At 63.9% G+C, this 24913-nt stretch carries 25 protein-coding genes and 1 pseudogene; 8 read left to right on the top strand and 18 right to left on the bottom strand.

Annotation, left to right across the window (positions count from 1 at the left end):
- Window positions 1-45: 45 nt before the first annotated feature.
- The 3 genes from ACNQS7_RS06405 to ACNQS7_RS06395 form a co-directional block, all read right to left on the bottom strand.
- Window positions 46-840 (bottom strand): SDR family oxidoreductase, encoded by a 795-nt coding sequence (locus ACNQS7_RS06405; protein WP_418011903.1) that lies wholly within the window; start codon window positions 838-840, stop codon window positions 46-48.
- A gap of 232 nt (window positions 841-1072) precedes the next feature.
- A complete protein-coding gene (locus ACNQS7_RS06400) occupies window positions 1073-1705 on the bottom strand; it encodes a TetR/AcrR family transcriptional regulator (protein WP_418011902.1) in 633 nt (210 codons plus the stop codon).
- A 55-nt stretch (window positions 1706-1760) separates the two neighbouring features.
- Complete coding sequence (locus ACNQS7_RS06395; protein WP_418011901.1) at window positions 1761-2885, bottom strand: dihydrodipicolinate reductase; 1125 nt, start codon at window positions 2883-2885, stop codon at window positions 1761-1763.
- A gap of 147 nt (window positions 2886-3032) precedes the next feature.
- Between ACNQS7_RS06395 and ACNQS7_RS06390 the strand changes: the two genes are divergently transcribed.
- Window positions 3033-4172, top strand: a complete 1140-nt coding sequence (locus tag ACNQS7_RS06390; RefSeq protein WP_418015910.1) for an ABC transporter substrate-binding protein — start codon at window positions 3033-3035, stop codon at window positions 4170-4172.
- Here ACNQS7_RS06390 and ACNQS7_RS06385 read toward each other — a convergent pair.
- Entirely contained in the window at window positions 4164-5237 is a 1074-nt protein-coding gene (locus tag ACNQS7_RS06385; RefSeq protein WP_418011900.1) for a dihydrodipicolinate synthase, read from the bottom strand. The genes ACNQS7_RS06390 and ACNQS7_RS06385 overlap by 9 nt on opposite strands.
- Before the next feature lie 117 nt (window positions 5238-5354).
- Between ACNQS7_RS06385 and ACNQS7_RS06380 the strand changes: the two genes are divergently transcribed.
- Window positions 5355-6593: a cytochrome P450 gene (locus tag ACNQS7_RS06380; RefSeq protein WP_418011899.1), complete on the top strand. Its 1239-nt coding sequence runs from the start codon at window positions 5355-5357 to the stop codon at window positions 6591-6593.
- A gap of 57 nt (window positions 6594-6650) precedes the next feature.
- A complete protein-coding gene (locus ACNQS7_RS06375) occupies window positions 6651-7673 on the top strand; it encodes a dihydrodipicolinate reductase (protein WP_418015909.1) in 1023 nt (340 codons plus the stop codon).
- Between the two features lie 12 nt (window positions 7674-7685).
- On the opposite strand, the gene ACNQS7_RS06370 is transcribed toward ACNQS7_RS06375, so the two are convergent.
- The 5 genes from ACNQS7_RS06370 to ACNQS7_RS06350 all read right to left on the bottom strand — a co-directional run bounded on the left by ACNQS7_RS06370 (window position 7686) and on the right by ACNQS7_RS06350 (window position 12182).
- Complete coding sequence (locus tag ACNQS7_RS06370; protein ID WP_418011898.1) at window positions 7686-8489, bottom strand: SDR family NAD(P)-dependent oxidoreductase; 804 nt, start codon at window positions 8487-8489, stop codon at window positions 7686-7688.
- Between the two features lie 38 nt (window positions 8490-8527).
- Window positions 8528-9298, bottom strand: coding sequence for an SDR family oxidoreductase (locus ACNQS7_RS06365; protein ID WP_418011897.1), 771 nt, complete (start codon window positions 9296-9298; stop codon window positions 8528-8530).
- Between the two features lie 157 nt (window positions 9299-9455).
- The gene (locus ACNQS7_RS06360; RefSeq protein ID WP_418011896.1) at window positions 9456-10280 is read right to left on the bottom strand and encodes a mycofactocin-coupled SDR family oxidoreductase; all 825 of its coding nucleotides are present in this window, start codon (window positions 10278-10280) and stop codon (window positions 9456-9458) included.
- A gap of 3 nt (window positions 10281-10283) precedes the next feature.
- On the bottom strand, window positions 10284-11363 hold the full coding sequence (locus tag ACNQS7_RS06355; RefSeq protein WP_418011895.1) for a dihydrodipicolinate reductase: 1080 nt from the start codon (window positions 11361-11363) through the stop codon (window positions 10284-10286).
- A 30-nt stretch (window positions 11364-11393) separates the two neighbouring features.
- Window positions 11394-12182, bottom strand: a complete 789-nt coding sequence (locus ACNQS7_RS06350) for an SDR family NAD(P)-dependent oxidoreductase (RefSeq protein WP_418011894.1) — start codon at window positions 12180-12182, stop codon at window positions 11394-11396.
- A gap of 110 nt (window positions 12183-12292) precedes the next feature.
- Between ACNQS7_RS06350 and ACNQS7_RS06345 the strand changes: the two genes are divergently transcribed.
- Window positions 12293-12733: a VOC family protein gene (locus ACNQS7_RS06345; protein WP_418011893.1), complete on the top strand. Its 441-nt coding sequence runs from the start codon at window positions 12293-12295 to the stop codon at window positions 12731-12733.
- Here ACNQS7_RS06345 and ACNQS7_RS06340 read toward each other — a convergent pair.
- A complete protein-coding gene (locus ACNQS7_RS06340; protein ID WP_418011892.1) occupies window positions 12730-14343 on the bottom strand; it encodes a class I adenylate-forming enzyme family protein in 1614 nt (537 codons plus the stop codon). The genes ACNQS7_RS06345 and ACNQS7_RS06340 overlap by 4 nt on opposite strands.
- Window positions 14344-14456: 113 nt before the next feature.
- Here ACNQS7_RS06340 and ACNQS7_RS06335 point away from each other — a divergent pair, with 113 nt between their 5' ends.
- The 4 genes from ACNQS7_RS06335 (at window position 14457) to ACNQS7_RS06320 (ending at window position 18102) form a co-directional block, all read left to right on the top strand.
- Window positions 14457-14984 (top strand): nuclear transport factor 2 family protein, encoded by a 528-nt coding sequence (locus ACNQS7_RS06335; RefSeq protein WP_418015908.1) that lies wholly within the window; start codon window positions 14457-14459, stop codon window positions 14982-14984.
- 132 nt (window positions 14985-15116) lie between these two features.
- The gene (locus ACNQS7_RS06330) at window positions 15117-16322 is read left to right on the top strand and encodes a CaiB/BaiF CoA transferase family protein (protein WP_418011891.1); all 1206 of its coding nucleotides are present in this window, start codon (window positions 15117-15119) and stop codon (window positions 16320-16322) included.
- 8 nt (window positions 16323-16330) lie between these two features.
- A complete protein-coding gene (locus ACNQS7_RS06325; RefSeq protein ID WP_418011890.1) occupies window positions 16331-17551 on the top strand; it encodes a cytochrome P450 in 1221 nt (406 codons plus the stop codon).
- 2 nt (window positions 17552-17553) lie between these two features.
- The gene (locus ACNQS7_RS06320) at window positions 17554-18102 is read left to right on the top strand and encodes a hypothetical protein (protein ID WP_418011889.1); all 549 of its coding nucleotides are present in this window, start codon (window positions 17554-17556) and stop codon (window positions 18100-18102) included.
- Here ACNQS7_RS06320 and ACNQS7_RS06315 read toward each other — a convergent pair.
- The 8 genes and pseudogenes from ACNQS7_RS06315 to ACNQS7_RS06280 all read right to left on the bottom strand — a co-directional run bounded on the left by ACNQS7_RS06315 (window position 18060) and on the right by ACNQS7_RS06280 (window position 24798).
- Complete coding sequence (locus ACNQS7_RS06315; RefSeq protein ID WP_418011888.1) at window positions 18060-18686, bottom strand: TetR/AcrR family transcriptional regulator; 627 nt, start codon at window positions 18684-18686, stop codon at window positions 18060-18062. The two genes, ACNQS7_RS06320 and ACNQS7_RS06315, sit on opposite strands and share 43 nt — an antisense overlap.
- Before the next feature lie 20 nt (window positions 18687-18706).
- A complete protein-coding gene (locus ACNQS7_RS06310) occupies window positions 18707-19876 on the bottom strand; it encodes a lipid-transfer protein (RefSeq protein WP_418011887.1) in 1170 nt (389 codons plus the stop codon).
- Complete coding sequence (locus tag ACNQS7_RS06305) at window positions 19873-20325, bottom strand: MaoC family dehydratase (RefSeq protein WP_418011886.1); 453 nt, start codon at window positions 20323-20325, stop codon at window positions 19873-19875. Before ACNQS7_RS06305 ends, ACNQS7_RS06310 begins: the two co-directional genes overlap by 4 nt.
- Window positions 20322-21445, bottom strand: a pseudogene (locus ACNQS7_RS06300) (acyl-CoA dehydrogenase family protein). Before ACNQS7_RS06300 ends, ACNQS7_RS06305 begins: the two are co-directional and overlap by 4 nt.
- 14 nt (window positions 21446-21459) lie before the next feature.
- Window positions 21460-21873 carry a Zn-ribbon domain-containing OB-fold protein gene (locus ACNQS7_RS06295; protein WP_418011885.1) on the bottom strand — a complete coding sequence of 138 codons (414 nt, stop codon included), beginning with the start codon at window positions 21871-21873 and terminating at the stop codon, window positions 21460-21462.
- Window positions 21873-22421 (bottom strand): MaoC family dehydratase, encoded by a 549-nt coding sequence (locus ACNQS7_RS06290; protein ID WP_418011884.1) that lies wholly within the window; start codon window positions 22419-22421, stop codon window positions 21873-21875. Before ACNQS7_RS06290 ends, ACNQS7_RS06295 begins: the two co-directional genes overlap by 1 nt.
- Window positions 22418-23626: an acyl-CoA dehydrogenase family protein gene (locus tag ACNQS7_RS06285; protein WP_418011883.1), complete on the bottom strand. Its 1209-nt coding sequence runs from the start codon at window positions 23624-23626 to the stop codon at window positions 22418-22420. The genes ACNQS7_RS06290 and ACNQS7_RS06285 overlap by 4 nt, the downstream gene beginning before the upstream one ends.
- On the bottom strand, window positions 23626-24798 hold the full coding sequence (locus tag ACNQS7_RS06280) for a cytochrome P450 (protein ID WP_418015907.1): 1173 nt from the start codon (window positions 24796-24798) through the stop codon (window positions 23626-23628). The genes ACNQS7_RS06285 and ACNQS7_RS06280 overlap by 1 nt, the downstream gene beginning before the upstream one ends.
- Window positions 24799-24913 lie beyond the last annotated feature (115 nt).

Raw genomic sequence — 24913 nt, 5'->3', positions numbered from 1 at the left:
AAGGAATGGTCAGACGGGAGGCTTGCCACGGGGGAGATTCGTGCATCACCACTGTCGCAGTTCTTTCACCGCTCCGGAGGCACGCGGGGCCAGCGTCAGGTACGGTATGAAACTACTGTTGCCGCAACGAATCACAGCGTCGACGACATCGGTCAGGTGCTCGGCGTCCACAAGGCCGCCGAGCATGTACTTGTTCTCCATCCAGTATCGGATCGCCGTATCGAGAACGCCGGGATCCCAGCTCTTGTTGAATTCCGTTTGCGCGTCACCGGTCCCGCCGAGACTGTCACCCACCGCGAGGCGGGTGAAGCCGATCTCTGGATGCTCGATGCGCCAGGCCTCGACGAGCTTGTCCAGCGCGCCCTTACTGACCGCGTAGGCCCCAAGCATGGGCCAGGGAGTCGTGTAGGACGCACTCAGCGATGACAGGTAGACGGCCGAACCCCCGGACTCGGCCAGATGCGGCGCGGCGGCCGCGGTAAGCAGCGAAGCGCCGGTGACATTGGTGGCGAAGAGCTTCGCCCACTGCTCTGCCGTCACCTCGCGCAGTGGTGCCAGCACGCCCATGCCGGTCGTGTAGACCAGGGCATCGAGGCCGCCGAGCGCGCCGACTACGTCGGTTATCGCCCGCTGGCACGTATCGGTTTCGGTGACATCACAGGTAACGGCCACCGCCCCGTTGCCAGCGTCCTTCGCCGCTTCGACAAGCCGGTCGTACCGGCGGGCCAACAGAGCGACGTGGGCACCGCGTTGCGCGAGGCCGGTGTCGATGCAGCGGCCGAGACCGGATGAAGCGCCGACGACCGCCACCCGCAGGGGTCGGCGCGGCGCGTCAGTCATGGGGACCGACGCCGAGCAGCCCGCGGTTAGCGCACGCGGCGCACTGAAATCGGCCGCGGCCGAGGCATTGCAAGTGTTGCCTACTACTCAGCGGGATCATGTTCAGGGGCCGCATCAGTCTCCTCGCGCGCGTCAAAAGAAAGGTTATCAGAGATGCAGAGCATGGATATTCATTATCGGCAATGAGCATTTCCGTAGCGTCCGCATGGCCGTTCGGATCATGCTGACTTCGTCAGCGCCGCAGCACCTTTCGTGGTTCTGAAGCAAAGGAGAGCAACAGCCGGTCGAGAACCTTGGCGGCTTGCCTGCGCGCCCGGACGGGATTCGCCGAATGGACAACCAGCAGTGAGGCTTCTTCGAGGGCGGCGACTAGCATGTGCGTCAGTTCCCGGACGGGTTGGTCGTCGATGATGCCCTCGGCGATGGCCTCACGCACCACCTCTTTGATCAGGGCAATGCTGTTGTCCTCCTGGATCACGCGCAGTTCGTGCCAGCCCAGCACTACTGGTCCGTCGACGAGCATCACTTGTTGCACCGCGGGTTCGGTTGCCGCCTCGAGAAATCCGTGCAGACCGCGGGTCAGCCGCTCCCAGGGGTCGGCGCCCGGCGGAGGAGCGGCCATGGACCGGAGCGTCAGCTCGTTCTCGATTTCTTCGAACACCGCACGAAACAACTCGGACTTGTCCTTGAAGTGATGGTAAAAGGCACCTCGCGTGCCTACGCCTGACTTCGAAACCAGATCGCCGATGCTCGTGTTGAAATATCCGCGTTCCACAAACAATTCGCGGCCTGCCTCGACCAGGTCCCGACGGGTCTGCTCGCCACGCGCACGTCGCTCGCCGTCCGCCCCGCCGCGCTTGGCCATGACGACGATGGTATCAACATTCACCCTGCATGTTGAGTGTCGGTCCATGGCGTCGTCAGCGCACGATCCCGCGGACTGTCATGAGCCCGAGGTCGGCATGGGACTTGAAACCCGGCGGCGCATCGCAGATGGCGGGAATGGAGTTAACGGGCTCCATCGCAGTCCATGCGTAGCCGACGTAGCCGGGCCTCGCGTGTTCTCGTGCATGCGGGCTGCCCCGAAGGATGAGCTCAGTCCCTGGATCACCCTCGATCACAACCCGATAGTGGTAGTACGGCTCCCAGTCGGGTCTGGGATCGATCGCGGCGTGTTCTGTGAACGAGTAAAGCTCGTGCAAGGTGATGAATGGTCTGCCCGCCACCCACGCAGTCCAGAGATGATGCTGGGACGCAACGGTGCCCTTCTTGATCACACCCTTGAGGCCCGGCATGTCCATGTCCGGAGTCCCCTCATACGGAATGTCGCGGGTGGCCGTGCCCAGCTCGACGTCCGTCGTGAACTTCTCTACAGTCTCGCCCAGACCTTCGACGACCATGGTCAGGGACTGCGCGAACAACGTCCACGCGTCCTGGAAAAGATTGCCTTTCGCAAACTCGGCCGGGGTCTTTCCGAACCCCATCTCGTTCAGATACTTCAACGTGTCCTTATTGAAGTTCACCGCCTCGTAGATGTGGATGTGGTCGGTCTTGCCGGCGATCCGGGCGAGTGTCAAGACGAGCAGATCCGCCGCGTAACCCGGGTGGATGCCCCCGCCGTGAAACGAGGTGCCACCCACCTTGCATGCCGCGTCGATCTTGTCGATGTCTGCGCTGTTGTTTTCAGTCCGGTGCCACCACGCGCCGCCCGAGGCGACGACGCTCTTTCCTCCACGCAGCAGGCGACAGATCTCGTCGACGTCCGACCAGAGGGGCGCATAAAACACGCAGTCGGCGTCAAGGGCCTCGAGTGCGGACTTGTCGGTCGTGGCGAGCACGCCGATTGGATCCACTCCGACGAGTTCACCCGCATCCCTTCCTACCTTTTCGGGGCGGTTACACAGCACCCCAACCACCTCGTAGAGGGGGTTATGCGCGAAGTGGCGCAAGGCCAGGGTGCCAACGTTGCCCATGCCCCACTGGATCACGCGGTACCGCTTTTCTCCGGCCTGCTTGCGTGAATCCAGCGTTGGTGCGAGTGTCATTTGCGTCTCCCAAAGACGGTGGGCCGCTAGCCACGAAGCTAACACGTGGGAAGCGCAATATGCAGGTTCTGCAAACAGTCATTTCCGTGCTGTGGCCGGTCTGATCGCCAGCCGATCGCTACAACCTTCATGCTGTATGTTGCCCCTATGGCAGACGTTCGCGCATACGGTTTGGTCGCGCCTCTCAAAGTCGGCCTGCTGAATGACTATCCGACCAAAGGTGACACCGATACCGACACCATCGACGCACTGCGTCTGGTCATGGACGAGGCCTTCGCCAGCGGGCTGATTGACCGCCCGGTCGAACTCGTCTCGCGCGATGTCGTCGGGTTGCCGAACGGCACGTACCTCGCCGTCGAAAGAGCCTTCGACGAACTGGTGGCGGAGGGTTGCCTGGTCATCTACGGACCGTGGGTGTCGGACAACGTTGTGCCGCTGCGTTCCCACGTGGAGACCACCGCCCGGGTTCCCATCGTTACTCTCTCGGGCTCCGAGGGCGCACTCGGCGAATGGTGCTTCGCCCTGAACAACGGCTCGATGGCCGAGGAGCCGGTAATGCTGGCCGCGGTGATGATCGGCGACAGCCGCACACGGATCGCAATAGCCTACGAGTCGTCGCTGATCGGAAAGGAGTATCTCGCCTTTGCCCAGCGAGCCTACGACGCGGCAGGTCTGAAGATCGTTGCCACCGTGCCGATTCCCCAGGTCGAAGCCGACAAGTCCGAGACGGTGACCGCGTTGCGCGCAGCCGAACCCGACGCGCTGGTGCATGTCGGGTTCGGACACGGCCTGTGGGGTTTTACGGATGCGCTGCTGGCCGCGGGCTGGGACCCGCCGCGCTACACCACGACCGCGTTCGAACTGGCCCACATCAACGCGGAATGGATGCGCCACCTGTCTGGCTGGATCGGCCTGGACAGCTACGATGAACGAAATACCGTAGGCCAGGGCTTCCTCGACCGATTCGAGGCTCGCTTTGGTCGCCGGCCGGGAAACTCGATGCCGGGCCTGTCACACGACGCTGCCACCGTGATCGTGCGCGGTCTGGCCGCCGCGCGCCCGCTCACGGGCGAGGGTGTGAAGAACGGGATGGAGCAGGTCAAACTCGTGCCGTCGGCCAGCGGCGCCCCGGGAACATTCCTGCGCTTCGGTCGCTTCATCCGACAGGGCTGGATGGGTTCCGATTATCTGGTCGCGCGAAAGGTGTTGGCGGACGGCAGTGCACACGTCTTCCACACAGCGCCCAGTGATCACATCGCACGCGCGGTCACTTGCGCCTCAAGCTAGTTGGATCGCGCCGAACACCGGCGCGGTGACGATGCCGGGCGGCTGCGCAAGCACGTAGGGAATGGCACGGACCGCTCCCATCGCGATCATCAGGTGCCCTGGCATGGCGTGTCGGCCCGCGTGCGGCGAACCGTCGAAACCTACGTCGAGCTGAAGCTCAAAACTCGGCTCACCCTTGATCACCGCCCGGATCAGAGGCGCCTTCTCGCCGGGCCCCAGCCTCGCCATGCCCCACTGGGGGAGGTCGCGAGTCAACACCCATTCCTCGTGGATGGCCAGCAGCGGACGGCCCGACCAATGACCTACCCACGAGAAACGCTGGCCGACAACTGTTCCGGCGGCGATGGTGCCGGCCGGCACCTCCAGGTCGTAGGGCAGTGTGGTGGCGTCGACCGCCACGTCGATATGCGACAGGTTGACCCCGAGAACGTCGGCAGTGGCATTGAGGGCCTGGCGGTAGGCCATGTCCAGCTTCCCGATGATCGGCGAGTCAACGGTGACGTCCGCTGGCGGACGGCCCATGCCCATCAGGTCGACCAGCATCGGCCGACTGTCGACAGCCGAAACGTCAGTTGCCTCATAGAGGTCTATGCGGTCGATAGTCTTGCTGAGCCCGGTCACCGTCGCGACGAGCCGCTCGAACATGAAGCCCGGGTTCTCGCCGGCGGCATGAAAACGTGACCTGCCCTGCCGACAGGCCTGAACGAATGCCGACTGAATTTCCGCGCCATAGGTCGGCAAGTGGTTGTACGAGGTTGTGGTGATGACACTGGTGCCCGCGGCGAGCAGGCGGCAGATGTCCTCGGCGTTGGTCTCCACGGCGTGAGCCTTGCTGGCGGCGTGCACGACGACGTCAGCGCCTGTCGCGATGATCTCGTCCTTGTCCGTCGTGGCGAGTACACCCGTTGCCGGCGGTAGGCCACACAGGGCGCCCGCATCGACACCGGCCTTTTGCGGATCGTAGACCAGCACACCCACCAGCTGATAATGCGGATTTTCAATGAGTTCTTGTAGTGCGGGTCGACCGATCGCACCGGTCGCCCACTGTGCGACTCGAATAACCAATCAAATTCTCCAGGTTGCTCTTTCGCGATTGGCAGGGGTGCTCGTCGACTCAACATACATCATGTAGGTTTGCAACCGACAGAATGTATGTTGAACCCCCTTCGCGGAGGTGGCAGGGTGACCGAGCCGACAATCGCCGATGACATCGATCGGCGCATCCGCGACGCGCAGGCGAAGTTCAACGCCGGAATGGGCGCCGACGGCGATGCGACGCCCTACCCGCTGCTGCGCGAGCTGCGCGCGAAGGCCCAGGTCCACCCGGGTTGGCCCGAAATGGGCATCCCCGGGGATGGGCCCAACGGCAAAAAGACTTTCACGGCCTATTCGTTCGACGCCGTCAAAGCCGTCTTCACCGACAACGTCACCTTCAGCACGCGCATCTACGAGGACATGGTGCGACCTCTGCAGGGACCGACCATTCTCGAGATGCAGGAGCCTGAACACGCAACCTACCGTCGGTTGCACGAATTCGCCTTCGCGAGATCATCGATGAAGCGTTGGGGTGCCGAGCTTGTGGAGCCTCTGGTAGCCCGCACCGTCGCAAAGTTTCGCGACGGCAAGCGTGCCGACCTGGTCGATGCGGTGTTCATGCCGATTCCGGTGCGGATCATTGCGGCTCTCCTCGGATTGCCGGAGTCTGAAGTCGGGGAGTTCCATCGACTGGCCATCGACCTGCTGGGCTTCCGCGCCGACATGGCAACCGCGATGAAAGCCTCCGCGGAGATGAAGGAGTACTTCGTGGGAGTGCTCGCCGACCGGCGCAAGTCGCCGCAGGATGACATGGTGACCATCCTGTCGCAGGCCGAGATCGATGGCGTCAAGATGTCCGACGAGCAGATCTATGGATTCATGCGCAATCTGCTTCCCGCCGGGGCGGAGACCACGTCACGATCGACCGCCAGCCTCGCGCTTGCTCTGTCGACCCACACCGATCAACTCGACGCGGTGCGACGCGACCGCAGCCTGCTGCCGCAGGCGATCGAGGAGGGTATCCGATGGGAGACGCCGCTGCTGAACTTCATCCGGGAAGTCAGCACGGACATCGAATTCTTCGGGCTTCAGATCCCGAAGGGCTCCACGATGATGGTCAACCTCGGCAGTGCCAACCATGACGAGACGCGCTGGGCGGACCCCGAATCTTTCAATATCTTCCGGGAACGCAAGCCGCACATCGGTTTCGGTCACGGCGCACACGTATGCCTGGGTATGCACCTGGCACGGCTGGAGAGCATCAAGATCTTCAATGCGCTGTTGGACGAATTGCCAGGCTTACGACTCGATCCAGATGCCCCGCCGCCGTACGTGACCGGCACGATGTTCCGTTCGCCGCCGCGGCTCGACGTAGTGTGGGATTGAACGGACCTGACTGACGTGACTCGCGTAATCCAGTGGGCGACCGGGATGACCGGCATGATGTCGTTGCGCCACGTCCTGAGCCGCCCCGACCTGGAATTAGTCGGAGTGCGGGTCTACGACCCGGCAAAGGCCGGCGTCGACGCGGGCACCCTGTGTGGGAGTCCCGAAGCGGGGTTGCTGACCTCCGCCGACCGCGACGCCATCATCGCCACCGACGCGGATGTGGTGCTGTACATGGGAAAGGTGGAAATCGACACACCCGGCTGCTTTGCCGACGTCTGCGATTTGCTGGCGTCGGGCAAGAACGTGGTGGCTACGGGCAGCCGATTCATCCATCCCCGCTCACTGCACGAATCGCTGGCCGATGGGATCGAAAAGGCCTGCCGCACAGGCAGTTCATCGTTCCTGGGGCTTGGCCTTTACCCAGGCTTCGTCGGCGAGTCGCTGGCGCCGATCCTGTCCCGGCTCACCGAGCGCATCAACCGCATCAATGTGCGCGAGGTGTTGAACTACTCGACCTATGCCAGCCACGACCTGATTTTCAACGCGATGGGATTTGGTCATGCGCCGGACGACACCACGCCCTTGCTGACCAACACCGAGTACGCCGCGAGCGCCTGGATCGGCAGTGCGACGGTGCTCGCGCAGGCCCTAGGTCTGCAAATCCGGTCCGTCGAGGGCTTTCGCGAAGTGGTAATCACGCCAAGGATACTCACGGTGGCGGCTGGGGAGATTCCCGCGGGAACCGTGGGCGCCATGCGATTCGGAGTCGTAGTCGACTGCGGCGAAACCACGATCGCCGTCGAACACCTCACCAGGATGGCCGACGACCTGGCCCCCGACTGGCCGACGGATATCGGCTATGCGGTGACTTTCGAGGGCAAGCCCAACATGAGTTGCCATCTGGTGATCGGCTCGCACGACGAGGATCACGCCGAGCAGGGTTGCCTGGCCACCGCCATGCACGCCATCAACGCCATCCCGGCCGTGATTGCGGCCGATTCGGGGCTCTACGATCTATCGACGATTGCTCCGTTCGCCGCGCATTGGGTGGAGCGAGGCGTGGTGTCCACACCGTAGGCGGCGCTCGCGTCAGATGAAGTCCGATCCGCCATCGACGTTGACCGTGGCTCCCGTCACGTAGCCGTTGCGTTGTGACGCCAGATATGCGGTGACGGAAGCGATCTCCTCGGGAAGCCCGGCACGGCCCACGTCACAGGGATGGCCGTAGGTGGCCTCGACCCATGTCATCACGTCCCTCGGATCTGAAGAGTCCAGTCCGTCGGCCGCCAGGACGTCGCGCAGGATCTCGGTGAAACTGGCGGTGACGATCGTGCCGGGACAGACACAGTTGACCAGGATGCCCTCGGAGCCGAGGCTCTTGGAGAGATTCTTGGTGAAGCTCGAAAGTGCGGATTTCACGGCCGTGTAGGCGACGAGGCGGGTGCTCTGGCGCTGGATGGAATGCGCTGACAAGGTCACCACCCGGGCCCACGGGGCCGATCGGAGCATAGGCAGCGCGGCCCGGACCGAGCGTACGGCCGAGAGCGTGCCGAGGTTGAAGGCGGCGTGCCAGTCGTCGTCGGTGAGGTCCTCGAACGCGCCTGCGCTCGGACCGACGGTATGCACCAACACATTCAGCCTGCCCCAGGCGTCGCGGACGGACGCGAATGACGAGGCAATGGACCCGGCGTCCATCATGTCGACACTGAGCGCCAGCACTTCGGGAGCGCCGGCCCGTCGGATTCGCTCCGCGGCCGAGTCCAGAGCGTTCCTGCCGCGGGCCATGATTGCCACCGAAGCGCCCTCGGCACCAAGGGTTTCGGCGATGGCAAGACCCATCCCCTTGCTGCCTCCGGTCACGACAGCCGTAGCACCTGCGAAACCAAGATCCATTTGTGTTTGGTCCTTCGTGATAGGCCCGGCGGTTGTGCTTAGCCGCGAGCCAACTGCGGCTTCACGATTCGTGGGGCCAGGTGCACGATCTCGCTGATCACGGTGGGATTCGCCCGGGCAACCGCGATCAGGGAGAGCATCGCGTTGGCAACGTCCTCTACTGCGGACATCTCGACCGGGATCTGGCCTTCGCGCGCCCAGGCCCGGTACAAGTTGGCGAGCAGGTCGCGATCGGCACCGCGCAGTATTTCGGTGTCACAGGTGGGTCCGACGCTCACCCGGATCAGCCCGAGACCAGGGTGCTCGGCCCGCCAGGAGCGCAGAATCTCGTCGAGCGCAGCCTTGCTTGCGTGGTACGCGGCAACTCCCGCTCGGGGCCGGCCGACGTCGTGGCTCGACGCGACGAGGATCGTCGCGTTTTCGGACAGGTGGGGTAGAGCGGTCCGAAGCACGTGAGAGGCGCCCACAGCATTGACGGCGTAGGCGTGCAGCCAGGTCTCCACATCGGTTTCCTCGATCAGCGCGAACGGCACCACGGCACTGGTGAACACCACCGCGTCGAGGCTGCCGAACACGGTCGCGACGTCGTTGATCACCCCTTCGATCGCATCAGGGTCGGAAACATCTAGCTCGTAGGCGGATCCGGAGAGTTGATCTGCCAGGTCCTCGAGTAAATCCACTCGGCGTGCAGCGAGCGCCACCTCAGCACCCCGGTAATGTGCGGCATGAGCCAACGCCTGGCCGATCCCCGAGGACGCCCCGATGATCAGCATCCGTGTCCCCGCCAGATTGCAGTGCAGGTCTTGCATCACCTGATTCCTTCACGCCAGAGTTACACCAATTCTCGCATGCGAGAATCAATATTCTCGGACTGGGGCATCGGCTCCGCCATTTACCGGAGGGCGACCGCCTGATCCACTTCTACCCCCAGCTCACGACTGTCACCGCGGGAACGCGTAACTGCTGCTAAGCCTGAGCGACTCCAACATCGACGGAAATCGCGGCAGCGGTAACAAATTTCGACTCGTCCGAGGCCAGCCACGCGACCGCATTCGCGACATCCTCGGGCATTGTCAACGCGTTGGGTATGAGTTGCTTGCTGAATCCATATTGCGGGTGCGCATATGTGTCCGCGGCCTGCTGCATGGCTTCGATCATCCGGCCACTGCCCATCGGTGTTGCGACCGAACCGGGATGAAGGCTGTTCACGCGAATGTTGTAACGGCCCAATTCCACCGCGAAGGACCGGGCGAGCCCGGTGACGCCGTGCTTGCTTGCGGTGTAGGCGACCATGAACGGCTCCACTTTCACACCGGCCACTGATCCGATCAGAATTATCGACCCGCCGCGCCCGCCGGCGATGATGTGTTTGGCCCCGGCCATCACCGTGTTCCAGGTCCCTGTCAGGTTGATGGCGACGGTGTCCTGAAAGTCCCTCGGGGTAACCCGATCCCATGCGGCCGGACAGCAGATGCCCGCGTTGGCGACGATCACGTCCAGCCGGCCGAGTTCGGCGACTGCCTCGTCGACCGCACCGCAGAGGGCATCGTGGTCGCGGGTGTCGGCGATCGCCGTGACAGCGCGCCTGCCGTTGGCGGCGACCAATGCCGCCGTTGCCGCCAGTTCTTCGGGAGTTGCCGAATCGTACGGGACGCTCGGCGGTAGGGGCCCGGCGATGTCGACGAGGATGACGTCGGCGCCGTCAGCGCTCAACCTGACGGCGTGAGCGCGGCCCTGGCCACGGGCGGCTCCGGTGATGAATGCGACCTTGCCGGTCAAGTCTGTGCTCACCGTCTAACCGAAGTCCAACGCGTTGCGAGGCGCGGTGAGGGGCAGGTCCAGCGATGTCGCAATACCCGGGGCGGCGTCGACGACGTAGGGGATGGCGTTGACCACGCGCATCGCCGTTGCCTCCATGGCGTTGTCATTCGCCGATGCCGCGGTGCCCTCGGTCCCGAAGCGGAGATCGCACTCGATGTGCGGCTCTCCCTCGATGACGATGCGGTAGGTGCCGTGTGGCGCTGATGCCCACTCGGGTGCGAGGTCGGGAGCCATGCGGTTGATGTGCTCGATGGTGATCACCGGATGACCGTCGACGACCCCGGTGGTCTCGGCCCGCACTGCCCCACAGGTGCCCGCGGGGATCAGGCCGCACGCCACGTGCAGGTCCCGGGGTGTGGCCACGCGCTCGTAGCTTTCGGTGACCTTGTCGAGTTCGACACCCAGCGCCCGCGCCACCAGCCCGATCGGAGGTCCCCAGGCGAACTGCTGTGCGCCCTCCAATTCCAGCAGCGGGGTGAAGTCCAGCGGGCGACCGAAACCCATTGCGTCGAACATCAGATACTCGTTGGGATAGGCCGAGTAGTCGAAGATCTCCTGCGCCCGCACCGAACGGATGGTGTTGGACAACGTCGACAGCACGACGGCGAACTGGTCGCCGGCGAACCCCGGCTCGATGCCTGAGGTGTATATCGTGACGCCGCCCGCCAGGGCCGCGGCCCGCACCTGATCGGCCAGATCCGGAATCCACCTGTCGGGGAACATCATTCCCGGCGTGTTCGTGGTGACCACATTGATGCCCGCGCGGAGCAGGCGGACGTAGTCGCGCACCGCGGCCGCATCCATGTCGGGGCTGGTGGCCGTGTAAACCGCGCAGTCGGGCTTGAGCTTGATGATGTCGTCGAGATCAGCCGTCGTCGTTACGCCGACGGGGCCGAGCCCGACGACCTCGCCGGCGTCCCGTCCCGCCTTCTCGGGACTGTGCACCCAGACCCCGACCAGATCGAGGTGCCCGCGCCGGTTGATCGCGCGCAAGGCGATGCTGCCGACGCCGCCCGTCGAAATCAGCGCTACACGTGAGACTTGTTCTGCCACAGTGATTGCTCCTAGGTCGGGCGGTGACGGTTAAAGATCGGGAATTGGAAGGGATGAGTTGGGTCCCTGCAGGCCACCGTCGACGATGAAAGTGGAACTTGTGGCATAACAATCGCGAGTGGACAGGTACAAGGTCAGCCTGCCGAGATCCGCGACGTCGCCGATACGATGCAGCGGCGTCAGCTCCTTCAACTTCTCCTCGGAGCCAGGCATCAGGTCGAAGCTCGACTGCAGCCCGGTCGTCATGAAGGCACCCAGCGCGATGGCGTTCACCCGGATCTTGGGGGCCAACTCCTGCGCCATGGCTCGCGTCAGGGCTTCCAGCCCACCCTTGGCCACCGAGTAGGGCAGCAATCCGCGGATCCCGAATCGTCCGGCGCCGGAGGAGATGTTGACGATGGAGCCCCGTCCCACCTGCAGCATGTGGGGCACCGCGAGCTGACTCATGATGAACGCCGAGGTGACGCAATATTCGAAGGTCTCACGGAGGTTGTCGTCGGTGAGGCCCAGGAACGGGCCGTAGGTCGCGAAACCGACGTTGTTGACCAGAATGTCGATGCGGCCGAACTGGTCGACCGCAGTCTGCACCACCCGCTCACTGTCGGAGCGTTGAAGGGCGTCGGCGGTGAGTGCGAGGCCTTTGCCGCCGGCCTCTTCGATCTCTTTGACCGTCTGCTGCACCTCGGCCGATGTGCGGGCGGTACCGACCACGGTGGCACCCGCTTCCGCAAGGACTTTGGCGATGCCCGCACCTACGCCGCGTCCGGCCCCGGTGACTATCGCGACCTGACCCGCTAGCTCGAACTGTTCGAGTGCCATAAAGCGCCTCTCTGCACGGCAGTTGGTGACGCAGCCGCAAATCTACCGTAATGAGAATTATTGTTTCCGTAAAGCGCTAATGCTCTTTGCCGCATCGTAGAGTCGTTGACATGTCGCAGCCGCTGCCCTCATTGCACCACGTCGTCTTCGCGATCGCGCCCGAGCGGCTCGACCGCGCCGCGGATTACCTGACAGCTCTGGGCTTTCAGTTCCTGGCGTTCGAGCTGGAGCATCTGGGTCTGCAGATCCGCCTCGACTGGGACCGCGGCATCGAGCTGATTGCCCCCACCGCCGCCGCACCCACGGACGTAGGCACTGCGGCAGACTTTCTGGCCCGCAATGGCGACGGGCTGTTCTCGGTCGTCGTGCGTACCGCGGACTGTGATGCGGCCGAGCACGCCGCTGCGCGCTACGGGGTCAGGTCCGATTTCCGGCAGCGACACGAGGGAGACGGATTTGAGTTGACCGAAGTCAAGCTCGAGGCGCTGTGCGGTATCCCCTTGACGCTGATGACCACGAATATGCCCAAAGGACAGGAGATTACTCCCTAGCGGCGCTCCAACAACCCACTGAGCTGCTGAGCCAGTTCCGACTTCTTGACCTTGCCGGTTGCCGTGAACGGAAGGTCCGACTTCGCGGCGACCCAGATGAACTTCGGCACCTTGTAGGTCGACAGCCGGTCACGCAGTTGTGCTCGCAAGGACTCGCCATCGAGCTGGGATTCGCCGCGGGGTACCACCGCCGCGGCGACCACCGTTCCGTCGTCACCACTTTCGGCGCCGACGACGTATGCCTCGAGCACACCGTCGCAGCCGGCCAGCGCCGATTCGACTTCACCGGGTGTGACGCTGGTGCCACCGCTGGTCTTGATGAGATCGCCCAACCGCCCAGTGAACCCGATCCAATTGTCGTCGTACCTGATGCCACAATCACCAGTCCGGTAATAGCCGCCCGGGGTGAAGACTTCTTCGCGCTCGCGCTTGTGCAGGCGTTGCATCAACGAGTATCCGCGGACCCAGATTTCACCCTCCGTGCCGGTCGGCACCGGCTCTCCTGTGTGCGGGTCGACGAGTAGATGGTGCAGCCCTTCCATGGGTGCACCGCCGATCTCGGCTCGGTGCGCCGGTTGAGGTAGGTATGGGTCGGCGGCGATGTGGTTACCGCACAGTTCGGTCATTCCCAGCCCGACCGAGCCCTTGGGTTGTCGGTCGGGCGGCACCATGGCGGGCATGCTGCTGCGTCGCACCGAGCTCAGGTCGCGCACGGAGAAGTCGGGATGCTCGGCCAGCGTCTTGCCCTGCTGCGGCCAGCCCAGCGTGATCGTCGCGCGGTGGCGCTCGATGAGCTCAAGAGCCTCGGCCGCGTCGAATGCGGGCTGGGTGACCAGGGTCGCGCCGTGGTGAATCACCGCATGCAATCCGGTGATCAACCCGCCCACCCAGAAGAACGGCATGGCGGTGAACATCACGTCGTCCTGGTTGACGTCGTAGGGGAAGGTGAGGCTGTAGGTATGGCGGACCAGGGTGCCCTGAGTGTGCACTGGCCCCTTCGGATCGCCGGTGCTGCCTGAGGTGTAGACGATCATCGCCTCATCAGCCGGTGTCACGCACGATTCCACTTCGAGGAGGAAGTCGGCGTCATCGGCCGAGATCGCATCATCGGCGTTGATGGTTGTCGCCCAGGGCCGATCAGACTGTCCCCACACCGCTATGGTCCGCAGGAACGGGGCTTCGCGCAGCGTGATCCGGCCCGGCTCCCGTTGGTCCGCCAGACCCGGCAGCGCCTGCTGCAGCCGTTCGAGGAAGTCATGATTGCGGAATCGGGACCACGTCAGAATCGCTCGCAGGTCTGCATGGCGTGTAGTCCAGGCCAGCTCGGAGCCCTTGTAGAAGGTGTTCAGCGGGACCGCGACCGCGCCGATGCGGGTGGTGGCAAACCAGGCAAGTGCCCAATCGACACTGTTGGGCATCAGGATTCCGACGTGATCGCCCTTTCCGAAGCCCACCGCCAGTAGCTCGGTCGCCAGTGCCGCCGAGCGGCGGTTGAGGCCGGCGTAGGTCAGTTCCTGCCCCCCTGCCACGAGGAACGGCTTATCCCCGAAACGCACTGAGCACGACCTCACCAAGGCGGGAATCGTGGGTGAAATGTCCGGGAAGGGCATGACCGAAGGATAGTCGGATTTCCGCATATCGAGAACACTGGTTCTCCAAACTTGCTCCTGCCTACAATCGCGCCATGGCGACAGCATCGGAGGGTTCGTTCGCCGCTGACCGTTTGGACCGGGTGGAGTCGAGCCTGGCGATCAGCCAGCTGCCCACCCGATACGCGATGGCCCTCGACGCCCGTGATCTTGATGCGTTGGTGGCGCTGTTCGTACCCGATGTGGAGGCGGGTGAGGGGCGTGGCAGAAATGCATTGAGGGGTTGGTACGACAGTGTGCTGCGGCGGTTCTACCGGAGCATTCATTTGATCTGCGGTCACCAGTTCGATCTTGCCGACGCCGACCATGCGACCGGATCCGTCTATTGCCGTGCCGAACACGAGGACGGTGACGGGTGGTATGTGATTGCGATGCGTTACGACGACGTCTACGAGCGGCGCGACGGCCAATGGTGCTTCGTCAAGCGACGGGAACATCCTTGGTACTCAGTCGATGTGACACAGCGGCCGGGGCCGGAATTCATCCGCTGGCCGGCCGACGTCCGACTGCGCGCCACCATGCCCCACCGGATGCCGACGTGGGGGGCGTTCTGGGCCGATGGAGACCCGGCCTTGCAGGAGAGACTCTCAGCACGCCCCTAACAGTTTACAAACAGACGTGAAACTGACATTCTCACAAGGGCAAACCAGCGTTTCCGCTGTTGCCCACTTGTTGGTGCGCTGGCACCGCTGACCACCGCGAACAAAGGGGAGGCCGCCATTTCCGTCGACAAAGTGCTCAGCGGGGTCCGCGTGCTGGAGGTGGCGGCGTGGACGTTCGTGCCGTCGGCCGGTGCGGTGTTGGCCGAGTGGGGTGCCGAGGTCATCAAGGTGGAGCCGCGCGAGGGCGGTGACCCGCAGCGCGGTCTCGTGACGATGGGCATCGTCGACAAGGGCGGCAGCTCAGTCAATTACATGATCGAGATACCCAACCGGGGCAAGAAGTCGATCGGGGTCGACCTCGGTACCGCCGGCGGCCGAGAGGTGATCCTCAAGCTCGCCGCGACGTGCGACGTGTTCCTCACCAGTTACCTGCCGAGCCGCCGCAAGAAGTTCGGCATCGACGTCGACGATATCCGGGCCGTGAACCCAGCCGTTGTCTACGTGCGCGGATCGGGCCACGGCCCCAAAGGTCCGGATGCAGACAAACCCGGTTACGACGGCGTCTCATACTGGGCGCGCGGCGGCATCGCCGCCATGCTCACCGAAGACGCCGACGAACTGGTTCGCTCGCGCCCGGCCTTCGGAGATCTGCTCGGGGGCATGACGATTGCCGGTGGAATCGCGGCCGCGTTGTACAAGAAGGCCACCACCGGCCAGGGGTCGGTGGTGGACGTCTCTCTGCTCGGCCTGGCGGCCTGGAATCTCAGCCCCGACGTTGCCGTGAGCCAGATCCACGGTGGCACTTCGATCCCGAAGTACGGCCACGCGGACGCTCCGAACCCCTTGGTCGGGACCTACCGCACCAAGGACGGCCGCTACGTCCAGCTGATGATGCTGCAACTCGACAAGTTCTACCCCGAGGCGATGCGCGCCATCGGCCTACCCGAGTTGATCGACGACGCCCGATTCGCCGATCCCGCAGCACGATTCGCCAACCGCGCCGAGCTCATCTCGCTGATGGACGAGGTATTCTCCCGGCGTACGCTCGCCGAATGGCGCGAACAGTTGGCGGGCATTTCCGGTGCTTGGGGCGTGGTGCAGACGCCGGGAGAGCTGTGCCATGACCCGGCGGTGACGGCAAACGGATATGTCGCGAGCACCAGCACGATGAACGGCGCGCCGTACGCCTTGCCCACCAACCCCGTTCAGTTCGACGAGCAGGCGGTCATCCCGCCCGGTGCGCCCGAACACGGGCAGCACACCGAGGAAGTATTGATGGACGCCGGGCTGGACTGGGACGCCATCATGCACTACAAGCAGGCCGGAGCGATCTTGTGAGCCCTGCGATGCCGCAGGCTGTTTCTGGAGACTCCGTCGAATTCGACCCTTTCTCCGAGGACTTCTTCAACGGAGCGTTCGACACCTACCGGCGTCTTCGCGACACGGCTCCGGTGTATTACAGCGCGAAGTGGGACTTTTGGGCACTGACCCGCTACGACGACGTGGCACCCGCCACCAAGGACCATGAGACCTTCTCGTCGGCTAAGGGTGCGACGCTGGACATGGTGCAGGCGCACGACGATGCGATTCCACTGCCCAAAGTAATCATCTCGATGGACCCGCCCGAACACCAGAAGATGCGCAGGCTGGTGAGCAATGTGTTCACGCCGCGCGCCATCGCGGCGCTGGAAGACATGGTGCGCGAGAAGATCTACGAGCGTGTCGAAGCGCTCGATCCGTCCTCATTCGACGTGGTGGCCGACTTCTCGGCCCTGTTTCCGAACGAGGTCATCACCACCATGTTGGGGGTTCCCAAGCAGGATCGTGACCAGATTCGGGTCTGGCTCGACCTGTTGCTCGAGCGACACCCAGGTGAGATCGCCACCACCGCAGAAGGTTTCCAGGCCTCGATGAACACCGGGCTGTACTACTACGACTTGGTGCAGCAGCGCCGCGCCGAACCCCGCGACGACATGATCAGTCGACTCATCGAGACCGAGGTAGAGCGAGACGGGCGGGTGGAAAAGCTCACCGATGTCGACATCACCGGTTTCGCGACAATGCTGGGTGGAGCGGGTGCCGAGACCGTTACCAAGCTGGTCGGCAATGCCATGGTTGCGTTCGCCGACTTTCCTGACCAGTGGCGGAAATTGCAGCAAGACCGCAGCAAAATTCCTGCGGCGGTAGAAGAGTTACTGCGCTACGAGGCGCCCTCGCAGTACCAGGTTCGCACCGCCACGCGCGACGTCACGTTGCACGGCAGGGTGATCCCGAAAGGCAGCGCGGTCTTACTCGTCACCGGTTCGGCGACGCGTGATGAGCGGATGTTCCCGGATCCTGACCGCCTCGACATCGACCGCGAACGCAGAATGGGCTTCAATCTTGCGTTCGGTTACGGCGTGCACAGTTGTCTGGGGGCGGCGCTGGCCAGGATGGAGAGCCGCATCGCGCTCGAAGCGCTGCTCGATCTCATTCCCGAATACGAGGTCGACCGCAGCGGGTTGCGGCGGGTGGCGATGGCGAATGTGTGCGGTTGGTCCAATGTGCCGGTGCGCACGGGGAGGTAGAGATGAGGTCCGATCGGTTGGCCTTGCATCGCAGGATCGCCCACGCGAAATGGGAGACCTACGCCAGGGCGCCGGAGACCAAGCGAATCACTTACGGCGATGAGTGGATCTACGCACCGGTCGCGGTGATGATGTGCCCTCTGTTCAATGGCGGTGCGGAGAGCCCGTTAGCCGACCTCGCTTCCGATGAATTGCTGGCGGCCATAAAGGAATTCGCACCGGATGGCGACATGCTCACATGCGAATTCCGCATGTGGTGGAAGCATATGCCCGACTTTCGGATCATTACCCCGTTCGAGTGCATCGCCGCCGATTGGGGTTTCGCGGTCCGTGATACCTATGCGGGAACGCTGGCCGACGGCAGGCTGCTGGAGCTCCACGAATGGGATTACGTCTGGATCAATGAACAGGGCCAGATAACCCGCTGGGACTGGTTCGTCGATTCGCGGGAATGGAATCCGTTCCTAGAGCTCATCGGCCTCGACCCCGACGGCTTGACGTATCAGAACTACACCCTCAATTTTCTTCGTGAAGGGAGCAGTTTGGGCTGATCGCTCACAAAGCCCCGCACGACGTGGGCGCGGACGAAGGCGGCGACCCCCTCGTCGTCGCTCATGTCGACACAGGGTGACGGTGTGGTGAACAGTGAGAACAACATTCTTGCGAACCACTCGCACGCCGAGCGGATGTCGAGGTCGTTGCGCACCTCGCCGGTCAGTCGCGCGGCCGAGATATACGGCGCGAGGAAGTCGCCACATTCGCGGAGGAGGGTCGACGCATTCTTCGTCAACATCAGGTCGACTTGTTCTTGGTCGAAATACAACTCGGGCTCCACCACCCTGCGTGCCTGAGTGACGAAAACGCCCGCCCGGACCAGTTTGTCCGCCAGCGTGCTGCCGCCGTCGCGGTCGATCGCCGTGGCGAGCTTGCGATAGAAGGTCTGCGATGCCGCCTCCGCACAGGCCTCGACGATCGTTTCCTTGTCCCGGAAGTATTCGTAGAACGTGCTTCTGGATACCTCCGCGGCGCGCGCGATGTCGACGATCGTCGTCTTACGCAATCCGTGGGTGCGAAAGCAGGCGAAGGCCGCAGAGATGAGCACCGCCCGGGTGTCGACCGCGGTGGCCTGGGTCATAATGCGCGCTCGCTCCGTGCTCAGTGATCGGGCGCCAGTATCAAACCGCTGGTCGGAACCCCCGTACCCGACGTGACGAGCACGTGTTCGACGTTGTCGACTTGGTTGTGCGACGTGCCCCGGATCTGGCGGACACCTTCGGTGATGCCGTTCATGCCGTGGATGTAGGCCTCGCCGAGCAGCCCGCCGTTGGTGTTGATCGGCATGCGCCCACCTAGCGACAACTCCTCGACCGAGACGAAGTCCTTGGCTTCACCTCGGCCGCAGAATCCCAGTTCCTCGAGTTGGGCGAAGACGAACGGCGTGAAGTGATCGTAGAGAAACGCCGTCGAGATGTCTTGTGGCTTGAGTCCGGAGTTGCGCCAGAGCTTTTCGCCGACCACACCCATCTCCGGCAGGCCGGTGATGTCGTCGCGGTAGTAACTCGTCATCACCTCGCCGTCATAAGCGGCGCCCTGTGCCGCGGCTGTGATGACGGCCGGCGGCTGGGCCAGGTCCCGCGCTCGTTCGAGGCTGGTCACCACCATCGCCACGCCACCGTCGCTTTCCTGACAGCAGTCGAGCAGCCGCAGCACCGGATCGATGATCCAGCGCGACTGTTGATGCTGCTCAAGGGTGATCGGCTTCTCGTAGAACCATGCGTCAGGGTTTCTGGCAGCGTGCTTTCGGTCGATGACGGCGATCTTGCCGAAATCGGCGTTGGTGACGCCGTAGGTCGTCATGTACCGCTGAGCGTGCAACGCGACCCACGCGGCCGGCGTCATGAATCCGAACGGGGCATACGGCGCCATCCACAGTGGCGTCACGCCCGGCTGGCGGCCGGCGCCGCCGAACCGGAAACCGGAACGCTCGTTGAACGCGCGGTAACACACCACCGCCTCGGCGACTCCCGTCGCGACCGCCATGGCAGCCTGCATCACGGTGCCCGCGGCCGCACCGCCGCCGTGTGGAACCCTGGTGAAGAATGTGAGATCGCGGATCCCGACGTTTCGGGCGACCTCGATCTCCTCGTTGTCGTCGACGCTGAAGGTGACCATGCCGTCGATGTCGGAAGGCCGGAGACCGGCGTCGTCGATCGCGGCCTTGACCGCCTCGCAGGCGAGTTGCATCTCGGTGCGGCCCGACTCCTTCGAGAATTCGGTTTGACCGATCCCGGCCAGGGCGGCCCGGCCACCGATCCCGTCAATCATGCAGCGAGGCCTTCGAGCAAGCTCAGCACCGCGGTTCCCGACACGTGGTCGCCGAGGCTGTTGGTGCCTTTGAAGGTGACTTCGACAAGACCCTCGCCGACGGCCGACGATTTGCCGGTGACGGACCCGGTGAAGCGCAACGGATCGTTCGGGTAGGACGGCACACCAAGTCGAATGGACAGCTTCTTGACCATCGCCTCCGGGCCTGCCCAGTCATGGAGGAACTTCACGCACAGGCCGTTGGTGGTCAGGATGTTCATGAAAATATCCTTGGAGCCCTGAGAATTGGCGAAATCGCGATCATGGTGCACCGGCATGTAGTCGCGGGAGGCGATGGCGCCGGCGACGATCAGAGTGGTGGTCACCGGAACGTCCAGCGGCGTGACTTCGTCGCCGACGTTGATGGAATTCCAGGCCAGCGTGGTGGTGCGGTCGACGGTGGACGTCATTTGCTTCCTTCCGGGTACGTGGCGCCGAGGCGGGTGAGTTGTTGGGTGGCCGACCCGAGCGAAAGCTCGATCTGCTTGGCCCACAGAAAATATCGGGAGAGTGGATAGTTGACGTCGATGCCGATGCCGCCGTGCACCTGCTGGGCCGAGGCCGCTACCCGTGCCCCGGCTTCCGCCGCCCAGAACTTGGCGATGGCTGCTTCGCGGGACGCGGGCCGGCCCTCAGCGATCAGCCAGGCCGCGTGCCAGGTGGTCCAACGAATGGCCTCCACATCGATGAACGCGTCGGCCAGCCGTTGTTGCACCGCTTGGAACGAGCCGATCGGTCTGCCGAATTGCTCGCGTTCGCTGGTGTAGGAAGCTGCGATCTTGAGAGCACGTTCGGTCACGCCGACCTGCATCGCGCACAGCCCGACAAGCGCCCTGGTGTAGAGCGATCCGACCATGTCCGCACCGCCGGACTCGGTGAGCCGGTGCCCGACTGCGCCCGCGAGTTGGACGTCTGCGTGCGGATCACCGTTAGTCGTGCTTGCCGGGGTCACGATGACTCCATCGGTTGCGGTCTCCACGACGAACAAGCCCGCGCCGTCTTCGGTGCGCGCCGAAATCACGATGGCGTCCGAGATTTGTGCCGCGGGCACCAGTTCCTTGCTTCCGTGCAGTACCCAGGTGTTGTCCCCGTCCGCGCGCGCGGTCGTGCGTGGCGCGGTGGGGTCCGAATTGCCCTCTTCGACCAGTGCGGCCGTCAGGATGGTGGTGCCGTCCAGCACCTTCGGCAGGTAGCGCTGCTGGAGCGCCGAGTCTCCATGTCGCGCAATGGTATCCGCGCCGAGCACCAGGGTCGGGTAGACGGGTACCGGCGCGACGCTGAACCCGACCTCGGCGAGTAGCACGCCGAGCTCGAGGAACCCGCCACCGCTGCCGCCGACGGACTCGGGCAGGGCGATGCCCAGGAGGTCCGACGAAGCCAGCTCACTCCACAGTGCGCGGTCGAAGCGGACCCCCCGGCTTCCAAGCCGGCTTCCAACTCGGTGAGACGCTCAGGGGTGGCGCGGTGCTCGAAGAGCTGGCGGGCCACCTTGCGGACCGTCTCTTGCTCCTCGGTGAAGGAGAAATCCATATGTACCTCGCTTGTCAGCGCGCCGGCCGGAACTGGTGCAGCACCAGCTCGTCGCCGCTCGGGAGTGCCTCGAATTTCTCGAAGTAGACCTCGACGGGTAGCCCGACCTCGATGGCAGCGGGCTCGATGTCGCACAAGTTCGACACGATGCGGACCCCCTCGTCGAGTTCGATCAGCGCTACCACGTAGGGGTACTGCAGAAACGGCAACGGCGGATACTGCGGCATCACAAAGCTGTAAACCGTTCCGCGGCCGGTTGACTCGACGGCGTCCCACTTGAGCGACTGGCAGTTCCCACACATCGGCCGCGGCGGCACCCGCAACGTCTGACAGTCACTGCACCGTTGGATCAGCAGCTTGTGGTCCTTGAGGCCCGACCAGAAGAACTCGGTGTCCGGACTGATCGATGGGGCTAGTCTGCTGGCCATCAGCGTCCTGTCTTGAACCGCAGGGTGCGGAATCGCTGTCGCCCGATCACTTCACCGTCCTGATCGCGGTAGGTGGTGATCCAGGTGACGAAGTAGCCGTTGCCCATTGCCGTCTTCTTCTCGTCGGAGATCGTCTCGAACACGGTTTCGGCGGTGATCTCGTCGCCCACTCGCGGGTACCGCTCCAGCTCGAATTCCGAGTTGGTGGCGACGGTGCCGGTGTAGCCGGCGTCGGTGAGGAACTGCAGCGGGTTCTCCTTCAGCACGATCGGCACGCCGCCGCGTTCCCGGATGCCGGTCAGTTTGGGCGGGGCCATCGTCCACGACTGCAGCATGACGGGGGACGAGACGATGCCTCCGTAGCGCGAAGAGGCGGCGAATTCCGGATCCAGATACGCAGGGTTCCTGTCGTCCAACGCGTACGCCCAGTGCCGGATCATGGCCGCGTTCACCGGATCTGGCGCCTTGGCGGGCTGTCCGGAGCTGATGGGTTGGCCAATGAGCGCGTCGAGGCGTTCACGCAATTCGTCTCTCGATGTCTCGGTCACGGTTTGGAGCTTCCTTTCTCCGATCCGCCGGCCCGCATGTCCCGGGGTGCGCGGGGCATCCTGAGACCGGCCATGGCGATGATGTCGCGTTGAAGTTCGTTGGCTCCGCCGCCGAATGTATTGATGACCGCCAAGCGGTAGGCACTTTCCAGCTCTCCCTTGAACTGAGCCGCCGCGTCCTTGCGCACCCCGGCTTGGCCCACGACTTCCAGCAGTTCGCGCGCGACCTGTTGGGTCAGCTCGGTGCCGAAAACCTTTGCCGCCGACGCCTCGCCCATCCCGAGGGCGCCGGAGCTCATTGTCGCGTTCACCCGGAGGTTCAGTAACCGGTACGCGGCTACCTGGGCTTCCACCCGCGCCAGGGCCTGCTGTACCCACGGTTGATCGATGACCATGCCGTCGTCCAAAGGTGTCGTCGACGCCCAGCGGAGCGTCTTGCGGAACAGCGGTTCGAGGGCGCCGAGGTTTCCGAGGGCTGCTCGTTCCAAGTTGAGCTGATTGGTGACCAGCGTCCAACCCTGGTTTTCGCCGAGCACGATGGCGCTCTCGGGAACCCGGACGTCATCGTAGAAGGTGTAGTAGGTGGAAACGCCCGGCATAGTGTGCAGCGGCTTCCAGGAGAACCCTGGAGCGTCGGTCGGCACGATGAACAGAGTGATTCCTTTGTGCTTCTTCACGGTTGGATCCGTACGCGCCGCCAGCCAGATGTAGTCGGCGAATTCGGCGCCGCTGGTGAACATTTTGGAGCCGTTGATGACGAAGTGGTCGCCGTCCCGCGTCGCGGTGGTACGCAGCGAGGCGAGGTCGCTGCCCGCGCCGGGTTCGGAATACCCGATCGCGAACTCGACGGTGCCTTTCAGAATCGCCGGCAGGAATTCGGCCTTCTGAGCCTCGGTGCCGTATTGGATGAGCGTGGGGCCCACCGTATTGAGGGTGATCATCGGCAACGGCGCGTTGACCCGCCGCGCTTCCTCCGAGAAAATGTACTGCTCCAGCGCGGTCAGCCCGCTGCCACCATATTCGACGGGCCAGGCGACACCGAGTAGGCCGGCATCGCCGAGGGCGCGCCTGCACTCGGTCACGGCGGCGCCGCCCTCCAGGACGCCGGCCACCGCAGCACGGCGTTCGGGCGTCATCACCGCTTCGAGGCGGGTTCGGTAGTCCTTCCGAAGCTGCTCCTGTTCGGCCGTGTAGTCGAAATCCATCAGCTGCCTGCTCCCAGTCGAATTGGCATGTGCTTCACGCCGGGCACCATGGTGGCGCGAAGCCGTGACACATCGCCGGTGAGTTCCAGGGTCGGATAGGCGCCCAGCAGCACTTCGAACATCACCCGGGCCTCCAGTCGCGCCAGTTGAGCGCCAAGGCATGCGTGTTCTCCCGCACCGAATGCAATGTGTGGGTTGGGAGTACGGGTTATGTCGAACTCTTCGCAGCTGGGTCCGAAGATTTCTTCGTCGCGATTGGCCGCGCCGTAAAGCATGACGACGGTGTCGCCGGCTCTGATCAGTTGACCGCGGATCTCGACGTCCTGCGTGGCCCGGCGCGCCATATGGGTGACCGGGCTGGTGTAGCGCAGCATCTCCTCCACCGCGCACGGCAGCAGCGACGGATCCGAGCGCAGCAGCGCGAACTGGTCGGGATGGTCGATCAATGCCAGGGTGCCCAAAGCGATGAGATTGCGGGTGGTTTCGTTGCCGGCCACCAACAACAGGAATGAGAAGTTCAGCAGGTCCGCGTCGGTGAGTTGCTCGCCGTCAACCTCGGCGGCGGCCAGAATGCTCAGCAGGTCGTTCTGGCCGCCGGCAGCTGAGGAGCGTCGTGCGGTGATGAGCTTCATGAAGTACTCGTAGAGCTCACCGAGCGCGACCATGGAATCCAGTTCGACATCCGGGTCGGCGGTGCCCACGGCAGCGTCCGACCAGGCGCGGAACTGTTCCCAGTCTTCGGGCGGGGCGCCGAGCATCTCGGCGATCAACCGCGTGGGTAGCGGAGCGGCGATCTCATCCGCGAAGTCGTACTCCCGGGATGGGTCGATGCCGTCGACAATGCCGTTGACGATCTGGCGCACCTTGGGTTCCAGCAATTGCACCTGGCGGCGGGTGAATCCGGAGTTGATGAGCTTGCGGAGCTGACGGTGACGCGGTGGGTCGGTGAAGATCAGGTTCCCTTCCTGCACAGGTTCGGGCTGTGCGGGATCCGGGATGGTGATGCCCTTCGTCGACGAGAACATCAGCGGGTGCCCCGAAACGTAACGAACATCCTCGTACTTGAGCAGCGCCCAGAAATTCGTGACATCGTTCCACACGACGGGCGTCGTATTTCGCAGCTCCCGGTAGGCGGGGTAGGGGTCGCCTGCGTAGAAATCTGGGGAGTGCAGGGGGACTGATGTGGTGGGCACCGCGGGCCTTCCTTGAGGCAGAGCCTTGGTCGGACAGATAAGCTAAGAATGTCCGTTCTCATTGTGTCTACCGGAGACGTGAGTCCACTGTCAA

The sequence above is a fragment of the Mycobacterium sp. 23 genome, assembly GCF_048287075.1.
Taxonomy (GTDB): domain Bacteria; phylum Actinomycetota; class Actinomycetes; order Mycobacteriales; family Mycobacteriaceae; genus Mycobacterium; species Mycobacterium gordonae_B.
The sequence above is the reverse complement of the archived record's forward strand: the minus strand, read 5'-3'. Positions and strand labels throughout refer to the sequence as shown.